Source organism: Rhodobacter sp. NSM, assembly GCF_052244495.1.
GTDB lineage: Bacteria > Pseudomonadota > Alphaproteobacteria > Rhodobacterales > Rhodobacteraceae > Cereibacter_A.
In genome coordinates this window covers 454,943-470,855 of sequence record NZ_JBQPXH010000001.1, presented here as the reverse complement: position 1 = coordinate 470,855, position 15,913 = coordinate 454,943, and the positions used below count along the sequence as shown (strand labels likewise).

At 69.6% G+C, this 15,913-nt stretch carries 17 protein-coding genes and 1 other annotated feature; of the genes, 5 read left to right on the top strand and 12 right to left on the bottom strand.

Features of this window, described 5'->3' with window-relative positions; all coding sequences use genetic code 11:
- Positions 1-24: 24 nt before the first annotated feature.
- The 7 genes from ACTVZP_RS02185 to ACTVZP_RS02155 all read right to left on the bottom strand — a co-directional run bounded on the left by ACTVZP_RS02185 (position 25) and on the right by ACTVZP_RS02155 (position 4,959).
- Complete coding sequence (locus ACTVZP_RS02185) at positions 25-489, bottom strand: rhodanese-like domain-containing protein (RefSeq protein WP_443210443.1); 465 nt, start codon at positions 487-489, stop codon at positions 25-27.
- Positions 477-707 (bottom strand): thioredoxin family protein, encoded by a 231-nt coding sequence (locus ACTVZP_RS02180; protein WP_443210442.1) that lies wholly within the window; start codon positions 705-707, stop codon positions 477-479. Before ACTVZP_RS02180 ends, ACTVZP_RS02185 begins: the two co-directional genes overlap by 13 nt.
- 12 nt (positions 708-719) lie before the next feature.
- A complete protein-coding gene (locus ACTVZP_RS02175; protein ID WP_443210441.1) occupies positions 720-1,775 on the bottom strand; it encodes a permease in 1,056 nt (351 codons plus the stop codon).
- The gene (locus ACTVZP_RS02170) at positions 1,772-2,056 is read right to left on the bottom strand and encodes an ArsR/SmtB family transcription factor (protein WP_443210440.1); all 285 of its coding nucleotides are present in this window, start codon (positions 2,054-2,056) and stop codon (positions 1,772-1,774) included. Before ACTVZP_RS02170 ends, ACTVZP_RS02175 begins: the two co-directional genes overlap by 4 nt.
- A 61-nt stretch (positions 2,057-2,117) precedes the next feature.
- On the bottom strand, positions 2,118-2,261 hold the full coding sequence (locus tag ACTVZP_RS02165) for a hypothetical protein (protein ID WP_443210439.1): 144 nt from the start codon (positions 2,259-2,261) through the stop codon (positions 2,118-2,120).
- A gap of 347 nt (positions 2,262-2,608) precedes the next feature.
- Positions 2,609-3,457: a universal stress protein gene (locus ACTVZP_RS02160; protein ID WP_443210438.1), complete on the bottom strand. Its 849-nt coding sequence runs from the start codon at positions 3,455-3,457 to the stop codon at positions 2,609-2,611.
- An 11-nt stretch (positions 3,458-3,468) separates the two neighbouring features.
- A complete protein-coding gene (locus tag ACTVZP_RS02155) occupies positions 3,469-4,959 on the bottom strand; it encodes a SulP family inorganic anion transporter (RefSeq protein ID WP_443210437.1) in 1,491 nt (496 codons plus the stop codon).
- A 65-nt stretch (positions 4,960-5,024) separates the two neighbouring features.
- Positions 5,025-5,082, bottom strand: a sequence feature (sul1 is cis-regulatory element that is thought to sense ions involved in sulfur or methionine metabolism; They are found in Alphaproteobacteria).
- A 417-nt stretch (positions 5,083-5,499) separates the two neighbouring features.
- Here ACTVZP_RS02155 and ACTVZP_RS02150 point away from each other — a divergent pair.
- Genes ACTVZP_RS02150 through ACTVZP_RS02130 form a run of 5 tightly spaced genes read left to right on the top strand, consistent with a single transcriptional unit; the run spans position 5,500 to position 9,175 of the window.
- Positions 5,500-5,832 (top strand): ArsR/SmtB family transcription factor, encoded by a 333-nt coding sequence (locus ACTVZP_RS02150; protein ID WP_443210436.1) that lies wholly within the window; start codon positions 5,500-5,502, stop codon positions 5,830-5,832.
- Positions 5,825-6,268, top strand: coding sequence for an arsenic resistance N-acetyltransferase ArsN2 (arsN2, locus tag ACTVZP_RS02145; protein ID WP_443210435.1), 444 nt, complete (start codon positions 5,825-5,827; stop codon positions 6,266-6,268). Before ACTVZP_RS02150 ends, arsN2 begins: the two co-directional genes overlap by 8 nt.
- A complete protein-coding gene (gene arsB, locus ACTVZP_RS02140; protein ID WP_443210434.1) occupies positions 6,268-7,305 on the top strand; it encodes an ACR3 family arsenite efflux transporter in 1,038 nt (345 codons plus the stop codon). The genes arsN2 and arsB overlap by 1 nt, the downstream gene beginning before the upstream one ends.
- Entirely contained in the window at positions 7,302-8,015 is a 714-nt protein-coding gene (gene arsH / locus ACTVZP_RS02135; protein WP_443210433.1) for an arsenical resistance protein ArsH, read from the top strand. The genes arsB and arsH overlap by 4 nt, the downstream gene beginning before the upstream one ends.
- Positions 8,012-9,175, top strand: a complete 1,164-nt coding sequence (locus ACTVZP_RS02130) for an MFS transporter (protein WP_443210431.1) — start codon at positions 8,012-8,014, stop codon at positions 9,173-9,175. The genes arsH and ACTVZP_RS02130 overlap by 4 nt, the downstream gene beginning before the upstream one ends.
- A gap of 79 nt (positions 9,176-9,254) precedes the next feature.
- Here the strand turns inward: ACTVZP_RS02130 and ACTVZP_RS02125 are convergent, their stop codons facing one another.
- From ACTVZP_RS02125 to ACTVZP_RS02105, 5 genes are all read right to left on the bottom strand, one after another.
- Entirely contained in the window at positions 9,255-11,765 is a 2,511-nt protein-coding gene (locus tag ACTVZP_RS02125; protein ID WP_443210429.1) for an arsenate reductase (azurin) large subunit, read from the bottom strand.
- A 10-nt stretch (positions 11,766-11,775) separates the two neighbouring features.
- On the bottom strand, positions 11,776-12,294 hold the full coding sequence (locus ACTVZP_RS02120; RefSeq protein ID WP_443210428.1) for an arsenate reductase (azurin) small subunit: 519 nt from the start codon (positions 12,292-12,294) through the stop codon (positions 11,776-11,778).
- Between the two features lie 136 nt (positions 12,295-12,430).
- Positions 12,431-13,621, bottom strand: coding sequence for a sigma-54-dependent transcriptional regulator (locus tag ACTVZP_RS02115; RefSeq protein WP_443210427.1), 1,191 nt, complete (start codon positions 13,619-13,621; stop codon positions 12,431-12,433).
- Positions 13,615-15,006 carry a sensor histidine kinase gene (locus ACTVZP_RS02110; RefSeq protein ID WP_443210426.1) on the bottom strand — a complete coding sequence of 464 codons (1,392 nt, stop codon included), beginning with the start codon at positions 15,004-15,006 and terminating at the stop codon, positions 13,615-13,617. Before ACTVZP_RS02110 ends, ACTVZP_RS02115 begins: the two co-directional genes overlap by 7 nt.
- Positions 15,006-15,863 carry a substrate-binding domain-containing protein gene (locus ACTVZP_RS02105; protein WP_443210425.1) on the bottom strand — a complete coding sequence of 286 codons (858 nt, stop codon included), beginning with the start codon at positions 15,861-15,863 and terminating at the stop codon, positions 15,006-15,008. The genes ACTVZP_RS02110 and ACTVZP_RS02105 overlap by 1 nt, the downstream gene beginning before the upstream one ends.
- Positions 15,864-15,913: the final 50 nt, after the last annotated feature.

Below are 15,913 nucleotides of genomic sequence, written 5' to 3'. Positions count from 1 at the left end.
CCCCAGGGATCCGGTCGCGCCTTATCAGCAGTGGCCCCTGCCGTCCCCGCCGCAGCAGTCCTCGGCCTTCGTCGCCGGCACGTCTCCGCCGCAGCAGGACGCGCCTTCGGTGCAGCCGCGGGTCAGGGCGGTCAGCGCCGCGGCGTCGCCCCGGACCGGGAAGCCCTTGGCCGCCCAGCGGGACAGCCCGCCGTCGAGGTTCGCCACCCGGTCGTGGCCCTGATACATCAGATAATAGACGGCCTTCAGGCTGCGAGGGCCGCTGGCGCAGGCCACCACCACCTCTCGGTCGCGCGGCACCTCGGCAACGCGCGCCTCGAACTGGCTGAGCGGGATCGACAGGACCTCTGCTTCGGCGAAGCCCACGGCGGCCTGCTCGTCGGCCTCGCGCACATCGACGAGCAGCGCACCCGCCGCCAGTGCCTTGCGGGTCGAGCTCGGGCACAGCTGGCGGGCCTCGGGCAGCGCGCGGGGGATCACTTCAGCCATTCCTTCACCTGATCGCGCGTGGGGACCGAGCCGGTGTGGACCACCCGCCCCTCGACCACGACGCCGGGGGTGGACATGACGCCATAGCCCACGATCTCGCGCATCCCCTCGACCTTGGTCACGGTCACCGGCACGCCCTCGGCCTCTGCCACCGCCTCGATCGTCTCGACCGTGGAACGGCATCTTGCGCAGCCGGGGCCAAGCACCTTGATTTCCATTGGCAATTCCTTTCAGAACAGCAGGTTGAACAGGAAGCCCACCGCGAGGATGCCCAGACCCACGACGCCCGCGAAGACCGCGATCAGCCGCAGCGTCAGCACCTGGCGCAGGATGATCATCTCGGGCAGCGAGAGCGCGATCACCGACATCATGAAGGCCAGCACTGTGCCGAGCGCCGCCCCCTTGCCCAGCAGCGCCTCGACGATCGGGATCACGCCGGCAGCGTTGGTATACATCGGAATGCCCATCACGACGGCCGCCGGCACCGACCACCAGGCGTCCGCGCCCATGATGCGCACCATCAGGTCCTCGGGCACATAGCCGTGGATCAGCGCTCCCATCCCGATCCCGAGGATGATCCACATCCACACCCGGCCGAAGATCTCACGCACCGCTTCGAGTCCCAGCCGGTAGCGGTCGACCAGCGTCAGGCGCGTGCCGTCCGTCGCCGGGGTCGCGGCACCCGAGTGGATGTCGCGCACCCAGTCTTGCAGCCAGCCCTCCAGATGCAGCCGGCCGATCACCCAGCCCGCGACGATGGCGATGAGCAGGCCGAAACTGAAATAGGTGACCGCCACCTCCCAGCCGACGAGCCCGAACAGCAGCACCAGCGCCACTTCGTTCACCATCGGCGCCGAGATCAGGAAGGAGAAGGTCACCCCCAGCGGCACCCCGGCCGAGACGAGGCCGATGAACAGCGGCACCGCCGAGCAGGAGCAGAAGGGGGTGACCACGCCCAGACTTGCGGCCATGACATTGCCCACCCCCTCGCGCTTGCCGGTCAGCAGCGCGCGGGTGCGCTCGGGGCTGAAGAAGCTGCGCACGACACCCATGGCGAAGACGATCAGCGCCAGCAGCAGCATCACCTTCGGCACGTCGTAGAAGAAGAAGGCCAGCGCCTCGCCGGTGTGGGTGTGGCGCTCGACCGGCAGCAGGGCCACGATCGCCTCGGAGGCGGGTACGAGCTGGCGGTATACCAGCGCCCAGAGCCCGACGGCGGCCAGAACGCCGGCCGTCCAGACCAGCGGCGAGGCCGCGCGGGGGGTGGAGGTGGACCGCACGCTCATGCCGCGTTCCGATCCTCGGTGAGGCCTGCCATGACGGCCACGAGGACGGTCCGCGCCGCCGGTGCCATTTCTGGGTTCAGCCGGTAGCGCACCCATTGTGCATCACGCCGGTCAGTGACCAGGCCTGCCTGTTTCAGCACCTGCATGTGGCGCGACATCCGGCTCTGCGTGGCCTGAAGCCGCGCCATCAGCTCGCAGACGCAATGCTCGCTGCCGTCCCACAGGAGGCTGAGGGCGGCAAGGCGGGTGGGTTCGGCCAGCGCCGAGAGAACCTGGATCATGGCGGCGATTCCTTCTCATGCGGTTATGCGCATAAGATGAACCGCCATGTCCTGATCTGGATCAGGCGGAGAAGGATTCGCGGCGCACGTACGCCACGCGACCGGCCGGAGCGGCCGTCAGATCGGCCACTGGCCGACCCGGGCCGAGGGTGCCGCGGCGGAAGCGGTTGAACCAGCACGCCATCGCGGTCAGCGCGACATGCATCGGCATCCCCTGACCAAGGAACCTGAGCAGTGCGAGCGCCATCACCAGCAGCGGCAGGCCAGCCGCTTGACGCCGATGTGAACGCCGCAGGCCTCGCACCACCCGAAGTCACCGCTTTCCTACGGCGAAAGCGCGGCTTCCCCCGCGCGCGGACGGGCGGCGCGGCGGGCATCCCCCGCCTGCGCGATCGCCCGACCCTGCAGCCCATCCATCCGCGAGAGCCGGGCGACGCTCTGCCGGTCCAGCGCCACCGGGCGCCGGGCCTTGGCCGCGCCCTTCGGACGCGGCTCTCAGTTCGGCGCGCAGGCGCGGGTTGTGGCGGGCGGCAAGCTCCTCCTCCATCCCGGCTAACGGTAGACCAGCGTCGGGATGGTGCAGGACCGGATCATGGCCGTGGTGGTCGAGCCGATGATCAGGCTGCGGATGCGGCTGTGGCCATAGGCGCCCATCACCAGCAGGTCGAAGCCCTCGGCCTCGATCTTCGCTTCCAGCGCCACCTCGGGCTCGCCGGGAACGACGCAGGTCTCGGCCTCGATCCCGGCCGCAAGAAGGGTGCCGCGGGCGCGCTCGAGCTTTCGGCCGGCCTCGTCCGCGCTGCCCGCGCAGGCCAGCGTGATCGCGAGATTGCGGAACACCGGGCTCGCCGCCATCCGGTCGATCGCCACGCGCGAGCTTGCGCCACCGTCATGGGCCACCAGCACCTTGCGCACCGGCCGGTAGCCCGCGGTCGCGATGAAGACCGGCACCGTGGTCGCCCGCAGGATGCGCTCGAGGTTCGAGCCGAGATGGTCGCTGGCAAAGCCCGCCGCCTCGCCCCGTTTGCCGACCACCAGCGCGCGCACCGAAGGCTCGATCTCGGCCACCGTGTCGATCAGGTCGCCCTGCCGCAGATGCGGCGTGGCCTCGACGCCTTCGGAGGCAAGGATCGCCTGCGCATCGTCAAGGATCGCCCGCCCCTGCGCCTGCGCCAGCCGCGCCCGCTGCGCATCGAGCGAGGCCAGTTCCTCGAGCAGCGCGGATCGTGCCCCCAGCGACAGCGCGCCCGACCGGTCGCCCCGGTCCGCCGCCTCGCGCCGACCCAGCACATGCAGCAGGTCCACCGGAAGCCCGAGCCGCTGCGCGATCCAGGCCGTGTGCAGGCAGACGCTGCGCGAAAAGCCCGAGCCGTCGACCAGCGCCAGAATCCTCTCCGTCATCTCATCCTCCCTCAATGCGCCGTCAGCCGGTCCATCGCGCCCGGCTTGTCGTGAATGGCCAGCCGGTCGACGATGGTCTCTGTGGCCTCGTTCATGCCGACGATCCGCACCTCGGCGCCCTCGCGGCGGAACTTCAGCACCGCCATGTCCAGCGCTTGAACCGACGAGATGTCCCAGATATGGGCGCGGCTCACGTCGATCACCACACGGTCGAGCGCCTCGCGGAAGTCGAAGGCTGCCATGAAATCCTCGACCGAGCCGTAGAACATCTGCCCCTCGACCCGGTAGGTCCGTTCGCGCCCGTCCTTCGAGAGATCCGAGGTAACGCGGAAGAGCTGCGCGATCTTGGCGGCAAAGAAGATCCCCGAGAGCAGCACGCCGACCAGCACGCCGATGGCGAGGTTGTGGCTCCAGACCACCGTCGCCACTGTCGCCAGCATCACCACCGAGGATGACCTCGGATGGGTGCGAAGCGCCTTCATCGACGACCACGAGAAGGTGCCGATCGAGACCATGATCATGATCGCCACCAGCGCCGCCATCGGGATGCGGCTGACCAGATCGCCCAGACCCACCACAAGGATCAAGAGGAACACTCCCGCCACGAAGCACGACAGCCGGCCGCGCCCGCCCGACTTCACGTTGATCATCGACTGGCCGATCATCGCGCAGCCGGCCATGCCGCCGATGAAGCCGGTGGCGGTGTTGGCCAGACCCTGTCCGATGCACTCCTGGTTGCGGTTCGAGCGCGTGTCGGTCAGGTCGTCGACGATGTTCTGCGTCATCAGGCTTTCCAAGAGCCCCACCACCGCGACGGCAATGGAATAGGGCAGGATGATCTGCAGTGTCTCGAAGGTCAGGGGGATGTCGGGGATCAGGAAGACCGGCAGCGTGTCGGGCAACGCCCCCATGTCGCCCACCGTCCGCACATCGAGCCCCGGCGCGAGCGTCAGCGCCGTCAGCACGATGATGGTCACAAGCGGCGAGGGCACGGCACGGGTGACCCTCGGAAAGAGGTAGATGATCGCCAGGCCCCCCGCCACCAGCGGGTAGGTCAGCGGCGGCACGGTCCGCGGATCGAGTTCCGGCAGCTGCGCCAGGAAGATCAGGATCGCCAGCGCGTTGACGAAGCCCGTCATCACCGAGCGCGAGACGTAGCGCATGACGAAGCCGAGCCGCAGGAAGCCCGCCGCAATCTGGATCAGACCCGCCAGCACGGTGGCGGCCAGCAGATATTCCAGCCCGTGATCACGCACCAGCGTCACCATCAGCACGGCGGTCGCCGCGGTCGCGGCCGAGATCATCCCGGGCCGTCCGCCCGCGATGGCGGTGATGACGGCGATCGAGAACGAGGCGTAGAGCCCCACCTTCGGATCCACTCCGGCGATGATGGAAAAGGCGATGGCCTCGGGGATGAGGGCCAGCGCCACGACGAGGCCGGACAGGAGGTCGCCTCGCAGGTTGCCCAGCCATTCCTGGCGGTAGGTGGTGAATGAAAGCATGAATGTCCCGTTCCGGTCCGGCCGTGGCCTCTGGCCCGCCGGTGGATGTTCTGTCTGATCTGAACGGTTGTCCGGCGGATCGGCGGCCGGAGGAGCCACCCGGGGATCGCACCCGGGTCCTGATGATTGGTCGGGCCTTACCCCATGCGCGGCGCGATTCCAAGCGCCCGGCCAGCGGGACTTGTCGTCCTCGCCCGACCTCGGGCTCATGAAACGGGCAGTGGTTCACCTGTGTGATAGGGACCGGTCGCCGGGTCCCGCGCGGCAAACCGGATTGTTCGGGTGGGCGGGAACATGATCCTGCAGACTCGAGCGACAATTGCCGCCCTGCGGTTCCAAACCCGACCGGGTGCAGACCTCGCACCAATGAAGGCAAGGACCGCACAAAGCTCATGCTGCCCCTGTCGCGTGCGGCTGCTCCGAGACCCGTGGCATCCGACGCCGACCGGCCGCAAAGGACCGGTTGCGTCACTCCGGTCGGCCCTTGACCCCGGGACCTCGCCGGATCTAACGTGGCAATAGATCTTGAGGTATTGAGATATGGATGACACGGCCGCCCTGACTGCCTTCGCCGGCCTCGCCCAGGAGACGCGACTGCAGATCGTGCGGCTTCTGGTCCGCGCGGGCCCCGAGGGCCTGCCGGCCGGTGAGATTGGCGCAGCAATCGGGGCGAGTTCCTCGCGGCTCTCGTTCCATCTGGCGCACCTCGAACAGGCGGAACTGGTCACCTCGCGGCGCGAGGGGCGGTACGTGATCTATGCCGCGGCCTATCCGGTGCTGTCGGAGCTCGTGGCCTTCCTGATGCGCGACTGCTGCGACGGGCGGCCCGAGGTCTGCGCGCCCTCGACTGAGGCCGAGGCGAGCCATGGCTGAGACTCCCCGCCTTGCAGCGCGCGCGGTGGCCGGCAGCGACCCCGCATTGATCGCAGCCCTGACCGCCGCCGGCCTGCCCGTCGATGACCTGACCGAACCGGGCCGCGGCTTCTTCGCTTACCGGAGCGGCGACCGGACGGCGGGCTTCGGCGGGATCGAGCGGCACGGCGCCCATGTGCTGCTGCGCTCGATCGTGGTGCCCGAGGGGCGGCGCGGCGAAGGTCTGGGCAGGGCGATCCTTGCCCATCTGATGACCGAGGCGGCGGGGTCCGCGGCGGTCTGGCTTCTCACCACCACCGCTGCCCCGTTCTTCGCCCGCCACGGCTTCCGCGCCGTGTCGCGCGCCGAGGCGCCGGCCGAGATCCTCGCCACGCGGCAGGCCGCGGCGATCTGCCCGGCCTCGGCCGTCCTGATGACCCGCAGACCGGAGGCCTGATGCACCGCCTGTCCTTCCTCGACCGTTGGCTTACGATCTGGATCTTCGCCGCGATGGCGCTGGGGCTGCTGCTGGGCCGGATCTTCCCCGGCCTTCCCGCTACGCTTGACGCGGCCTCGGTCGGCACCACGAACCTGCCGATCGCGGCGGGGCTGATCCTGATGATGTATCCCCCGCTCGCCCGCGTCCGCTACGAAGAGCTGCCGCGCGTCTTCCGCGACGGGCGGGTGCTGGCGCTGTCGCTGGTGCAGAACTGGCTGATCGGGCCGGTGCTGATGTTCGCGCTCGCGGTGATCTTCCTGCACGACCATCCCGACTACATGACCGGGGTGATCCTGATCGGGCTGGCGCGCTGCATCGCCATGGTGCTGGTCTGGAACCAGCTGGCGGAAGGCGACAGCCAGTATGTCGCGGGGCTGGTCGCGTTCAACTCGATCTTCCAGATCCTCTTCTTCCCGCTCTATGCGTGGATCTTCCTCGGGCTGCTGCCGCCCTTGTTCGGGCTCGAGGGCAGCGTGATCGACGTGAGCTTCGCCACCATCGCGCAGGCGGTGCTGATCTATCTCGGCATCCCCTTCGCCGCCGGATTCCTGACGCGGCGGTGGCTCATCGCGCGGAAGGGCGCAGGCTGGTACGAGGGGCACTTCCTGCCGCGGATCGGGCCGCTGACGCTGGCGGCGCTGCTCTTCACCATCGTCGCCATGTTCAGCCTGAAGGGCGGCGAGATCCTGCGTCTGCCCGCGGATGCCGTGCGGATCGCGCTGCCGCTGGCGCTCTACTTCGCGATCATGTTCGGGGTGAGCTTCGTCCTCGGCCGGCTGATCGCCCGCGACTATCCCCGCACCACGGCCATCGCTTTCACGGCCGCGGGCAACAATTTCGAGCTGGCCATCGCGGTCGCCATCGCGGCCTTCGGACTGGCCTCGCCGGTGGCATTCGCCACGGTCATCGGACCTCTGGTCGAGGTGCCGGTTTTGATCCTGCTGGTGCATGTGGCGCTGCGCCTGCGGTCGCGCTGGTTCGAGGTGCGGGCATGAGCGACCTGCCGAACCTCGATCCCCGTGCGCTGCGTCTGCCCGATCCGGCCGCGCTGGCCGGGCCGCGCTCGACCCATCCGCCGCGCATCCTGCTGCTCTACGGATCGCTGCGCGAACGGAGCATGAGCCGCTTCCTGACGCTCGAGGCCGAGCGTCTGCTGCGCCTCTTCGGCTGCGAGACGCGGATCTATCATGCGGACGGCCTGCCGCTGCCGGACGATGCCGACCCCGCCCACCCCAAGGTCGCCGAGCTTCGCGAGGCCTGCCTCTGGTCCGAGGGACAGGTCTGGTGCTCGCCCGAGCGGCACGGCGCGATGACCGGGGTGATGAAGGCGCAGATCGACTGGATTCCCCTCAGCATGGGGGCGATCCGACCTACGCAGGGGCGGACGCTGGCACTGATGCAGGTCTCGGGCGGCTCGCAGAGCTTCAACGCGCTGAACCAGATGCGGGTGCTGGGGCGCTGGATGCGGATGGTGACGATCCCGAACCAGTCTTCGGTGCCGAAGGCCTATGCCGAGTTCGACGAGGCGGGCCGGATGCGGGCCTCGCCGCTCTACGACCGGGTGGTGGATGTGATGGAGGAGCTGGTGAAGGTCACGCTTCTCACCCGCGATGTCTCGGCCCACCTGACCGACCGCTACTCCGAGCGCAAGGAGGCGGCAGCGGCACTCGAGGCGCGCATGAACCTTTCCGCAGCCGTGCGGTGAGCCCGCAGGCGAGGCTCGCGGCCGCGCTGGGGGTGGTGCAGATCCTCGCCTGGGGCAGCAGCTATTACCTGATGGCGGTGCTGGCCGCGCCGATCGCTGCGGATACCGGCTGGCCGCTGCCCTGGGTGGTGGGCTCGCTCTCGGTCGGGCTGCTGGTTGCGGGGCTGGTCTCGCCGCTGGTCGGCCGCACCATCGCGCGCCACGGCGGGCGGCCGGTGCTGGTGGCGGGCTGCCTCGGGATCGCGGCGGGCCTGATGACACTGGCGATGGCGCCGAATTTGCCGGTCTTCGTCACGGGTTGGGTCCTGATGGGGGCGGGCATGGCCGCGGGGCTCTACGACCCCGCCTTCGCCACGCTGGGCCAGATCTACGGGCGCGAGGCGCGGCGGGCGATCACGCTGCTCACGCTCTGGGGCGGATTCGCAAGCACCGTCTGCTGGCCGCTCTCGGCGCTGATGCTGGAGAGCTTCGGCTGGCGCGGGACGGCTGCCGCCTATGCGGGGCTGCATCTGGCGATCTCGGTGCCGCTTCTGCTGCGGGCGATCCCGCAGGCGCCGCGGCCGGAGGCGCGCGATCCTGTTCCGCCGCCGGAGCTTGCGGGCGAGGAGCGCAGGGCCTTCCGCATCATGGCGGCGATCCACACGCTTGCGGGGCTCGCGGTGACCATCGTGTCGGTGCATCTGATCGTGCTTCTGGGCGCGCGCGGGCTGCCGCTGGCGGCGGCTGTCGCGCTTGGCGCGCTGATCGGCCCGGCGCAGGTCGGCGGGCGGTTGGTCGAGATGGCCGGTGGCGCCCGCCATCACCCGGTCTGGACGCTGCTCGCTGCGGTGAGTGCCACCGCGGCCGGACTGGTCCTGCTTGCGGCGTCGGACTGGCCCGCGCTGGCGCTGATCCTCTATGGTGCGGGCAACGGCGTCTATTCGATCGCCCGGGGCGCGCTGCCGATGGCCCTCTTCGGCCCCGAGCGCTATCCGGGGGTCATGGGGCGGCTCGCGCGGCCGTCGCTGGTGGCGCAGGCCGCAGCCCCGCTGGTGGGGGCGGGGCTGATCGGTTTCATGGGTGGCGACGGCACGCTCGGGGTGCTGGCGGGGATCGCCGCCACGAACCTCATGCTGGCGGCCGTTCTCCTTCGCCAGACGGGGCGCCTGCGGGATCCGTGAGCCGGATCCCGTGGCCTCCGGATCGGCCGGCCCCTTCGCATCCGGAAGCGGCCCGCCTGAACGGCGGGCCTGTGGCAGGTCAGCCCAGTTCCACCTCCTGCGACTTGAAGGTCAGGTGGCGGACCGAGGCTGGCGGGTCCGAGATCTTGCGGATGTTCGCCCAGGTCTGCTTGTAGTTCGGCAGCACCAGTTCGTTGGTCCCTGCGTTGATCACGTTGCCCTGCGTGCCCGAGGGCGCGCCGAATACCATGAAGGTCTCGCCCGGACGCGCGGTGGGTGTCGGGCAGGCCATCGCCTGCGTGGCGCCGACGTCGTTCCAGATCTCGACCAGATCGCCCGGCTTCAGGCCGAGCTCGGTCATGTCGTCGGGGTGGATCTCGAGGAACGGGAACGGGAAGCGGTCGAAGACGAAATCGTTTTCCTTGTCGAGGAACCAGTTCTGCCAGTGGATGTTCGACCGGCCGTTGTTGATGAGGTATCGGTAGGCCGCCTTCTGCTGCTCTTTCCCCGGCGCCTGAAGCCCGCGCCACGCGCCGGCGCAGAACCGGGCCTTGCCGTCGTCGGTGCCGAACGTGCCGTCGGAATAGAGCCGCTTCGTGCCGACCAGCTTGCCGTCCTCGTAGCCCGTCACCGGCTCCTGCACGCCGTTGTTGCCCATCGCGCGCAGCCGGTCGTAGGTCACGATCTGCCCGGTATTGGCGTGGTAGCCGTCCATGAAGGCGTCTTCCTCGGTCGCCCAGTCATAGCCCTTGAACTGCGCGGCATAGTCGGCACGGCCGTCGTCGGTCAGCACCTTTTCCAGCGCCTGCGCGAGGCCGGCGGCGATCAGGCAGTCGGGTTTCGCGCTGCCCGGACCGTCCATGTATTTCTCCACCAGCCGCATCCGCCGCTCGCCGTTCATCGAGGTCAGGTTCATCTCGCCCGACTCGACCGCAGGCAGGATCACATGGGCCTGCTGGCCGATCTGGGTGTGGATGATGTCCACATTGACCGAGAAGAGACCCCCCGCCTCGATCGCGCCGACAATGGCATCGACCATCTCCTCGCGGGTTGCCCCAGCGCGGGCGTCCATCGCCTCCTTCACCATGTTGGTGCGGCGGTTGTAGACGCGCTTGAACTCGACCGCGTTCAGCGTGGTCTTGTAATGGTCGTTGGCCCAGATGTGGTGGACCTTGCCGCGGCCGCGGATCAGGAGGTCGTCTATGTAGGCCGCGGGCCGCCCGACATGGGCGTCGGAGGGGCGCATGTAGCCCTCCTGATGGCCGCCGAGGCGCGCGACGCCGCCGCCCGGACGGCCCACGTTGCCCGTGGCGAGCGCGATGTTCACCGCAGCGCCGATGGTGCGGTAGTTGTCGTTGCCCCAGATGATGCCCTTCTCGTAGCAGGTGACGGTGCGACGCCGCGCGCCGCCCTCCTTGGGCCGGGCGATCCACTCGGCGGCCTTCACGATGTCGGCTTCCGGCACGCCGCAGATGGCGGCGCCTTGGGCGAGGCTCATCCGGCAGGCCTCGCGGGCGGCCTCGAAGCTGCCGAGGGCCGCGGGGTGGGCCGGATCTTCGGGCTGGGCCACCCCTTCGCGGAAGGTCGAGGTGTCGATGAAGGCCTGATCCACCCAGCCCTGATCGGCGATATGGGTGAAGATCGTGTTCAGAAGCGCGAGGTCGGTCCCGGACTGGATCTGAAGGTGCAGGACATTTTCGGCCCCCGCGGCTTCCTCGCAGGCGTTCACCGTCACCGTGCGGCGCGGATCGACGATCACGATCCGGGCCGGGGCGTGGGGCTCGTCCGGCAGTTCGGCCTGCTTCTTCGCCAGCGTCTCGCCGCGCATCCCCGGCACCATGTGGTTCAGGAACAGGTTGGTCTGCGTCTCCAGCGAGTTCGCCCCGATCATGAAGATCGTGTCGGCAAGGCCGTAATCCTCGTAGCAGTAGTTCAGCTCGCCCACGCCCATGTCGCGGGTCGAATGCACCTCGGAGTTGTAGGCGGGCCGGTTGTGGATGCGGCAGTGCTTCACCTTCATCGACTGGAAGTAGAGCTTGCCGGTGCCCCAGGTGTTCTCGTAGCCCCCCGCCGAGCCGCCGTGGTCGAACATCGAGACGAAGAGGTCGTCCTCGTTGTCCTTGTCGATCACGCGGGCGGTGACGCGGGCCACCAGATCCAGCGCGTCCTCCCAGCTTGTCGGCTGCCAGGTGCCATAGCGCCAGACCATCGGCTCGGTCAGGCGCTGTTGCTGCGTGCCGGTGATGTCCGAGCGTCGGTTCTCGGCGATGCGCGCGCCGCGAACCGATCCCAACCCGCCGTTCACCGAACACTCCGGGTCGGGCTTGATCACCAGATGCACGTCGCGCCCGTCCTGCTTCACGATGTTGTACATCGAGGGCGCGTACCAGTTCGGAGTCTGCGTCTCCTGCTGTTGGGCGAGATCCACGCCGAACTTGTTCTGGCTCGGATCGGTGCCGCCCTGCCGGTTGATCGGCCAGGTGTAGGCCTTGTAGCCGCAGCCGACGATGCAGTAGTGGCAGGTGACGTTGTGCTCCTTCGCATCCGCCGGGATGATCGGCAGGCGGTCGATGTGACGCTTGTAGGCCATGATCCCCCCCTCAGAGCACGTTCGACAGGCGGCCGTAGATCAGCTCGTCCACGCCTTCGGCGTGGATGTCGCCCCTGTCGTCCACGCGCAGCATGAACTGCGGCAGGTTCTGCGTGGCATTGCCCCAGATCTGCTGGCCGCCCGCCTCGCAGTCGAAGCGCGAGTAATGGCCGGGGCAGTTCAGCGTCCGGTCGGCGGCGTTGTAATGCAGCTGCCAGCCCTTGTGCGGGCAGAGCACGGAATAGGCCACGACGTCCCCGTCCGGCCCCGCGCCGCCCTCGACCCTCTGGCCCAGTTTCAGCAGGATGCCGGGGCTGTCGGGATCGGGATAGGCGATGTCCAGCGGCTCGCCCACCTTCAGGTCCGCGATATTGGCGAGGCGGTTCGACGGATAGTCCACCCGCGCCATCGCGCCCGCCTTCGCGGGGGCCGCGGGCAGCACCGCCCCCGCCGCAAGCCCCGCCGCCCCCACCACGCCGCCACGCAGGAACTGGCGGCGGCCGACATCGACCAGCGGGTTGCATTTCATCGGATGTCTCCTCCCAAAGACCTGAGAGCAGGATAACAGGGCCGCGCCTGTCGCCGCGACGTGCCCGAGGGCGTTTCCGCAATGCGGCAAGTGGCGGGCAGGGATGCGGATTTTCCGGCGTTCGGAATTCCGAACGTCAGAGACCCAGCTTCTGCATCTTCTCCCACAGCGTCGTGCGCGAGACGTCGAGCAGCTTCGCCGCCTCGGCCACCCGCCCCTCGCAGCGTTCCAGCGCGGCGAGGATCTGCGCCCGCTCGGCCGCGTCGCGCGCCTGCGCCAGGGTGCGGAAGCTCTCGTCCTGCCGCTCGGGGAAGAGGTCCGCCGGAAAGAGCCACGCGCCCGCGGCAGTCTCCAGCGCCCGGACCAGCCGCGCGCGCAACTCGCGCCCATTTCCGGGCCAGTCGTGGGCCTGCACGGTCGCCTCCGTCAGCGCCGAGATCCCGGCGAGGGGCTGCGGCCGCCGCGGGTTCATCTGCTCGAACAGAAGGCGCAGGAGCCAGACCGCGTCCTCGGGCCGCTCGGCCAGCGGCGGCACGCGGATCTCGCTGCGCGAGAGCCGCTCGCCCAGGGCAGCGAGCGTCGGCCCTGCCCCCGGCAGCATGGCCGAGATCACCCGGCCAGAGGTCCGGTCGAGCGCGCGGAGCAGATCTTCCTGCAGGGCCTCGGGCAGCCGCTCCGGAGCGTTGAGGAACAGCACCCCCTCGCCGATCTGGCGCAGCGCTTCGTTCAGCGCCGCGGCCGGATCGGATTCGCGCGCCAGATTGACCTCGAGGAACGGCGCGGCGCTGCGGTCCGACAGCCGGTGGATGTGCCGCGCGATGAGCCCCTTTCCGGTGCCCGGTGCCCCGCGGACCGCCACCGGATGATCCTGCGCCGCGACCGCGCGCACCAGTGCCTCGACCCGGCGGGCCGCTTCCGAGATGCCCAGCAACGGCGGCAGGTCGACGACGACCACGCGGCGGATCAGCAGCGCCAGCCGTTCCAGCAGCACCGGCAGTTCGAAGGGTTTCGTCACATAGTCCGTCGCGCCCGCCTGCATCAGCCGCACCGCCTGCGCAATGTCGCCCTGCCCGGTGATGAACAGGAAGGGCGGCGGCGTCACCGTGCGGCAGAGCGTGGTGAAGACGTCCTCGCCCGAGCCGTCGGGCAGCCGGATGTCGCAGATCACGGCGTCGTAGGGCTTGCGCGGCGTCCGCAGCGCCCCGACCGCCCGGCCGGCCTGCTTCAGCCAGATGACCTCGGCGCCTTCCAGTGTCAGGCGCTGCAGAAGCGAGCCTCCCATGATCTCGTCATCCTCGATCAGCGCGATCCGATGGCCGCTCAGCATGGCCGGCTCTCCGGTAGAACGACGGTCAGGAGGGTCAGCCCGTCGTGGCGCGTGTGATCGATCCGCCCGCCGAGTTCACGGACCAGATCCCGGACGAGCCTCAGCCCCACACCGCCCTCCGGCGGCAGCGGCGCATCCGTCATCAGCCGGCAGAGCGCAGCCTCGGCCATGCCCGGCCCGTTGTCCGTCACCTCCAGCCGCAGGTCGGCATCGCAAGCCACGCGCAGCCCGACGCGCCCGCCGGGACCGGCAGCGGCCGAGGCATTGAGCAGCAGGTTCAACGCGATCTGGCGGATCGGCGCCGCGGGCCAGCGGTCGAGCCGCCCCGCTGCGACCGACCAGTCGAGGCGCTGCGCGAGCCGCGCCACCTCGGGCGCGAAGAGGATGCGGAGGTCGTCGAAGTCCTGCACCTGCAGCGGCATCCCCTGACGGTCGATCCGGTTCATCTCGAGCGTCGCGCGCGCCACGTCGCGCAGATGGCGCAGGCCGCGGTCGAGCAGATCGGCCGACTGCCGGACCACCTCGGGCCGGTCGGCGTAGCTGCGGAGGGTGTCGGTCACGTTAAGCAGCCCACCCAGCGGGTTGTTGATCTCGTGTGCAAGCGACGACGAGAGCCGGCCGAGGCTCACGAAGCGCTCGCGCTCGGCCAGCCGCCGCTCGGTCTCGACCCGCGCCCGCACCGCGCCGCTCATGGCATTGAAGGTGCGGAACAACCCTGCCAGCTCGGGATCGCCCCTCGGGATGCGCGCTTCGTCGATGGGCTGCGGAGCGCCCTCGGCCGTCTCCATGTGGCGCGCAAGCAGGCCCACCGGGCGGAGCATCCGGCGCATGGCCAGAAGACCCAGCGCGGCGATCAACCCCGTCGCCAGCGCGTTGCCCGCCAGCAGATAAAGCCGCGCCCGCCGGCGCTCGGCCACGAGGTCCGACACGTCGAGTTCGGTCAGGATCTGCCCGATCGGTCGGCCCTGATAGACCAGCGGGGCAAGCACCCGCACATGACCCGCCGCGGGATCGAGCACCAGCGCCTGCGACGGAAGCGCATCGGCGCTCAATGCGGAGAGCGGACTGCCTACCGGCGCTCGCCGCGGGTCGCTCGCTGCGATCACCCGGCCCTGCGGATCGGCGACCGCGGTCAACACCATCCGGCCCCCGGCTTCGGCCGCACGATCCAGCGTGTCGAACACCTCCCATACATCCTCGCGCAGGACCGAGGGCCCGAGCGCGACGGATAGCCCCGTCACCTGAAGCTCCACCAGTTCGCGCAGGCGCGACCGCTGCTCCTGGTCCAGCCGGCCGAGCACCTGCTGCGAGGCAACGAGGCCCGTCGCCACCATCATCGCCACGGCCGCGAGGGGGACCCGGACTGACAGTGACAGGCGCCGCATCACCGCACCGCACCCACGATGCGCATCCGCTGCGCGATCGGGTCGAACAGGTCCATCGCGCCGGGCGCCACCCGGTCGAGTTGAAGCATCTCCAGCGCCGCGCGTCCCGCGCCGGACTCGTGCAGGGCGCGAAGCGCCTCGCGGAAGCGCCTGACCTCGGCCGCGTCGCGACGGTCGCGTCGGCAGGCGAAGGGCGGAAAGCCCATCGGCTCGGATCGCGTGACGACCCGTGTCCGCTGCACGACACCGGGTTCGGTGGCCGCCAGCGCCTCCCAGACATATCCGTCGACACTCCCCGACCGGGCAAGGCCGGAGCCCACGGCGCGCACGACATTGCGGTGTCCGTAGGTGAAGAAGGTCCGCCCGAAGAACCGCTCGGGCGTCTCGCCCATCCGCGCAAGGTCCGAGGCCGTGACCAGCCAGCCCGAGTTGCTGTCCGGGTCGGAAAAGGCATGGATGCCGCCGCGGAGGTCGGCAAGACCTCCCGCTGCATCGTCGGCCCCCACGATCAGGTAGGAGCGGTAGAGCGGCTGCCCGCGCCATACCGGCACGCCGACAAGGTCAAGGGCGGCCTGATGCTGCAGAAAGGGATAGCCGCAGATCCACGCGGCCGAGACCGAGCCTTCGAGCAGCAGGCCCACCACGTCCTGATAGGTGCGGCGCTGGACGAGGCTGACACTGTCGCCGATCGCCTCCGACAGCGCGAAGCGGAGCCGGTCCAGAAGGACGGCCTCGTTGTCGAGGAACACCGGCGTGAGCCCGAGGCGGAAGTCGGGCGCCGCCCGCAGAAGCGAAGGCGCGGCGAGACTCGCGCCCACCATCCCTATCAGCCGCCGCCGTGTCGGGTGCATCGCCATGCATCCCCTCCCCTCTGCAGCCTATTCGAGATCAGAAGCGTCCAGCAACG

Bases quoted from the DNA above. Each gene is read 5' to 3' on its own strand.
- ACTVZP_RS02175 (WP_443210441.1), bottom strand. From the start codon at position 1,775: ATGAGCGTGCGGTCCACCTCCACCCCCCGCGCGGCCTCGCCGCTGGTC.
- ACTVZP_RS02170 (WP_443210440.1), bottom strand. From the start codon at position 2,056: ATGATCCAGGTTCTCTCGGCGCTGGCCGAACCCACCCGCCTTGCCGCC.
- ACTVZP_RS02150 (WP_443210436.1), top strand. From the start codon at position 5,500: ATGGATGACACGGCCGCCCTGACTGCCTTCGCCGGCCTCGCCCAGGAG.
- ACTVZP_RS02120 (WP_443210428.1), bottom strand. From the start codon at position 12,294: ATGAAATGCAACCCGCTGGTCGATGTCGGCCGCCGCCAGTTCCTGCGT.
- ACTVZP_RS02105 (WP_443210425.1), bottom strand. From the start codon at position 15,863: ATGGCGATGCACCCGACACGGCGGCGGCTGATAGGGATGGTGGGCGCG.
- arsH (WP_443210433.1), top strand. From the start codon at position 7,302: ATGAGCGACCTGCCGAACCTCGATCCCCGTGCGCTGCGTCTGCCCGAT.
- ACTVZP_RS02155 (WP_443210437.1), bottom strand. From the start codon at position 4,959: ATGCTTTCATTCACCACCTACCGCCAGGAATGGCTGGGCAACCTGCGA.
- ACTVZP_RS02160 (WP_443210438.1), bottom strand. From the start codon at position 3,457: ATGACGGAGAGGATTCTGGCGCTGGTCGACGGCTCGGGCTTTTCGCGC.
- arsB (WP_443210434.1), top strand. From the start codon at position 6,268: ATGCACCGCCTGTCCTTCCTCGACCGTTGGCTTACGATCTGGATCTTC.
- arsN2 (WP_443210435.1), top strand. From the start codon at position 5,825: ATGGCTGAGACTCCCCGCCTTGCAGCGCGCGCGGTGGCCGGCAGCGAC.
- ACTVZP_RS02125 (WP_443210429.1), bottom strand. From the start codon at position 11,765: ATGGCCTACAAGCGTCACATCGACCGCCTGCCGATCATCCCGGCGGAT.
- ACTVZP_RS02185 (WP_443210443.1), bottom strand. From the start codon at position 489: ATGGCTGAAGTGATCCCCCGCGCGCTGCCCGAGGCCCGCCAGCTGTGC.
- ACTVZP_RS02165 (WP_443210439.1), bottom strand. From the start codon at position 2,261: ATGCATGTCGCGCTGACCGCGATGGCGTGCTGGTTCAACCGCTTCCGC.
- ACTVZP_RS02115 (WP_443210427.1), bottom strand. From the start codon at position 13,621: ATGCTGAGCGGCCATCGGATCGCGCTGATCGAGGATGACGAGATCATG.
- ACTVZP_RS02110 (WP_443210426.1), bottom strand. From the start codon at position 15,006: ATGCGGCGCCTGTCACTGTCAGTCCGGGTCCCCCTCGCGGCCGTGGCG.
- ACTVZP_RS02180 (WP_443210442.1), bottom strand. From the start codon at position 707: ATGGAAATCAAGGTGCTTGGCCCCGGCTGCGCAAGATGCCGTTCCACG.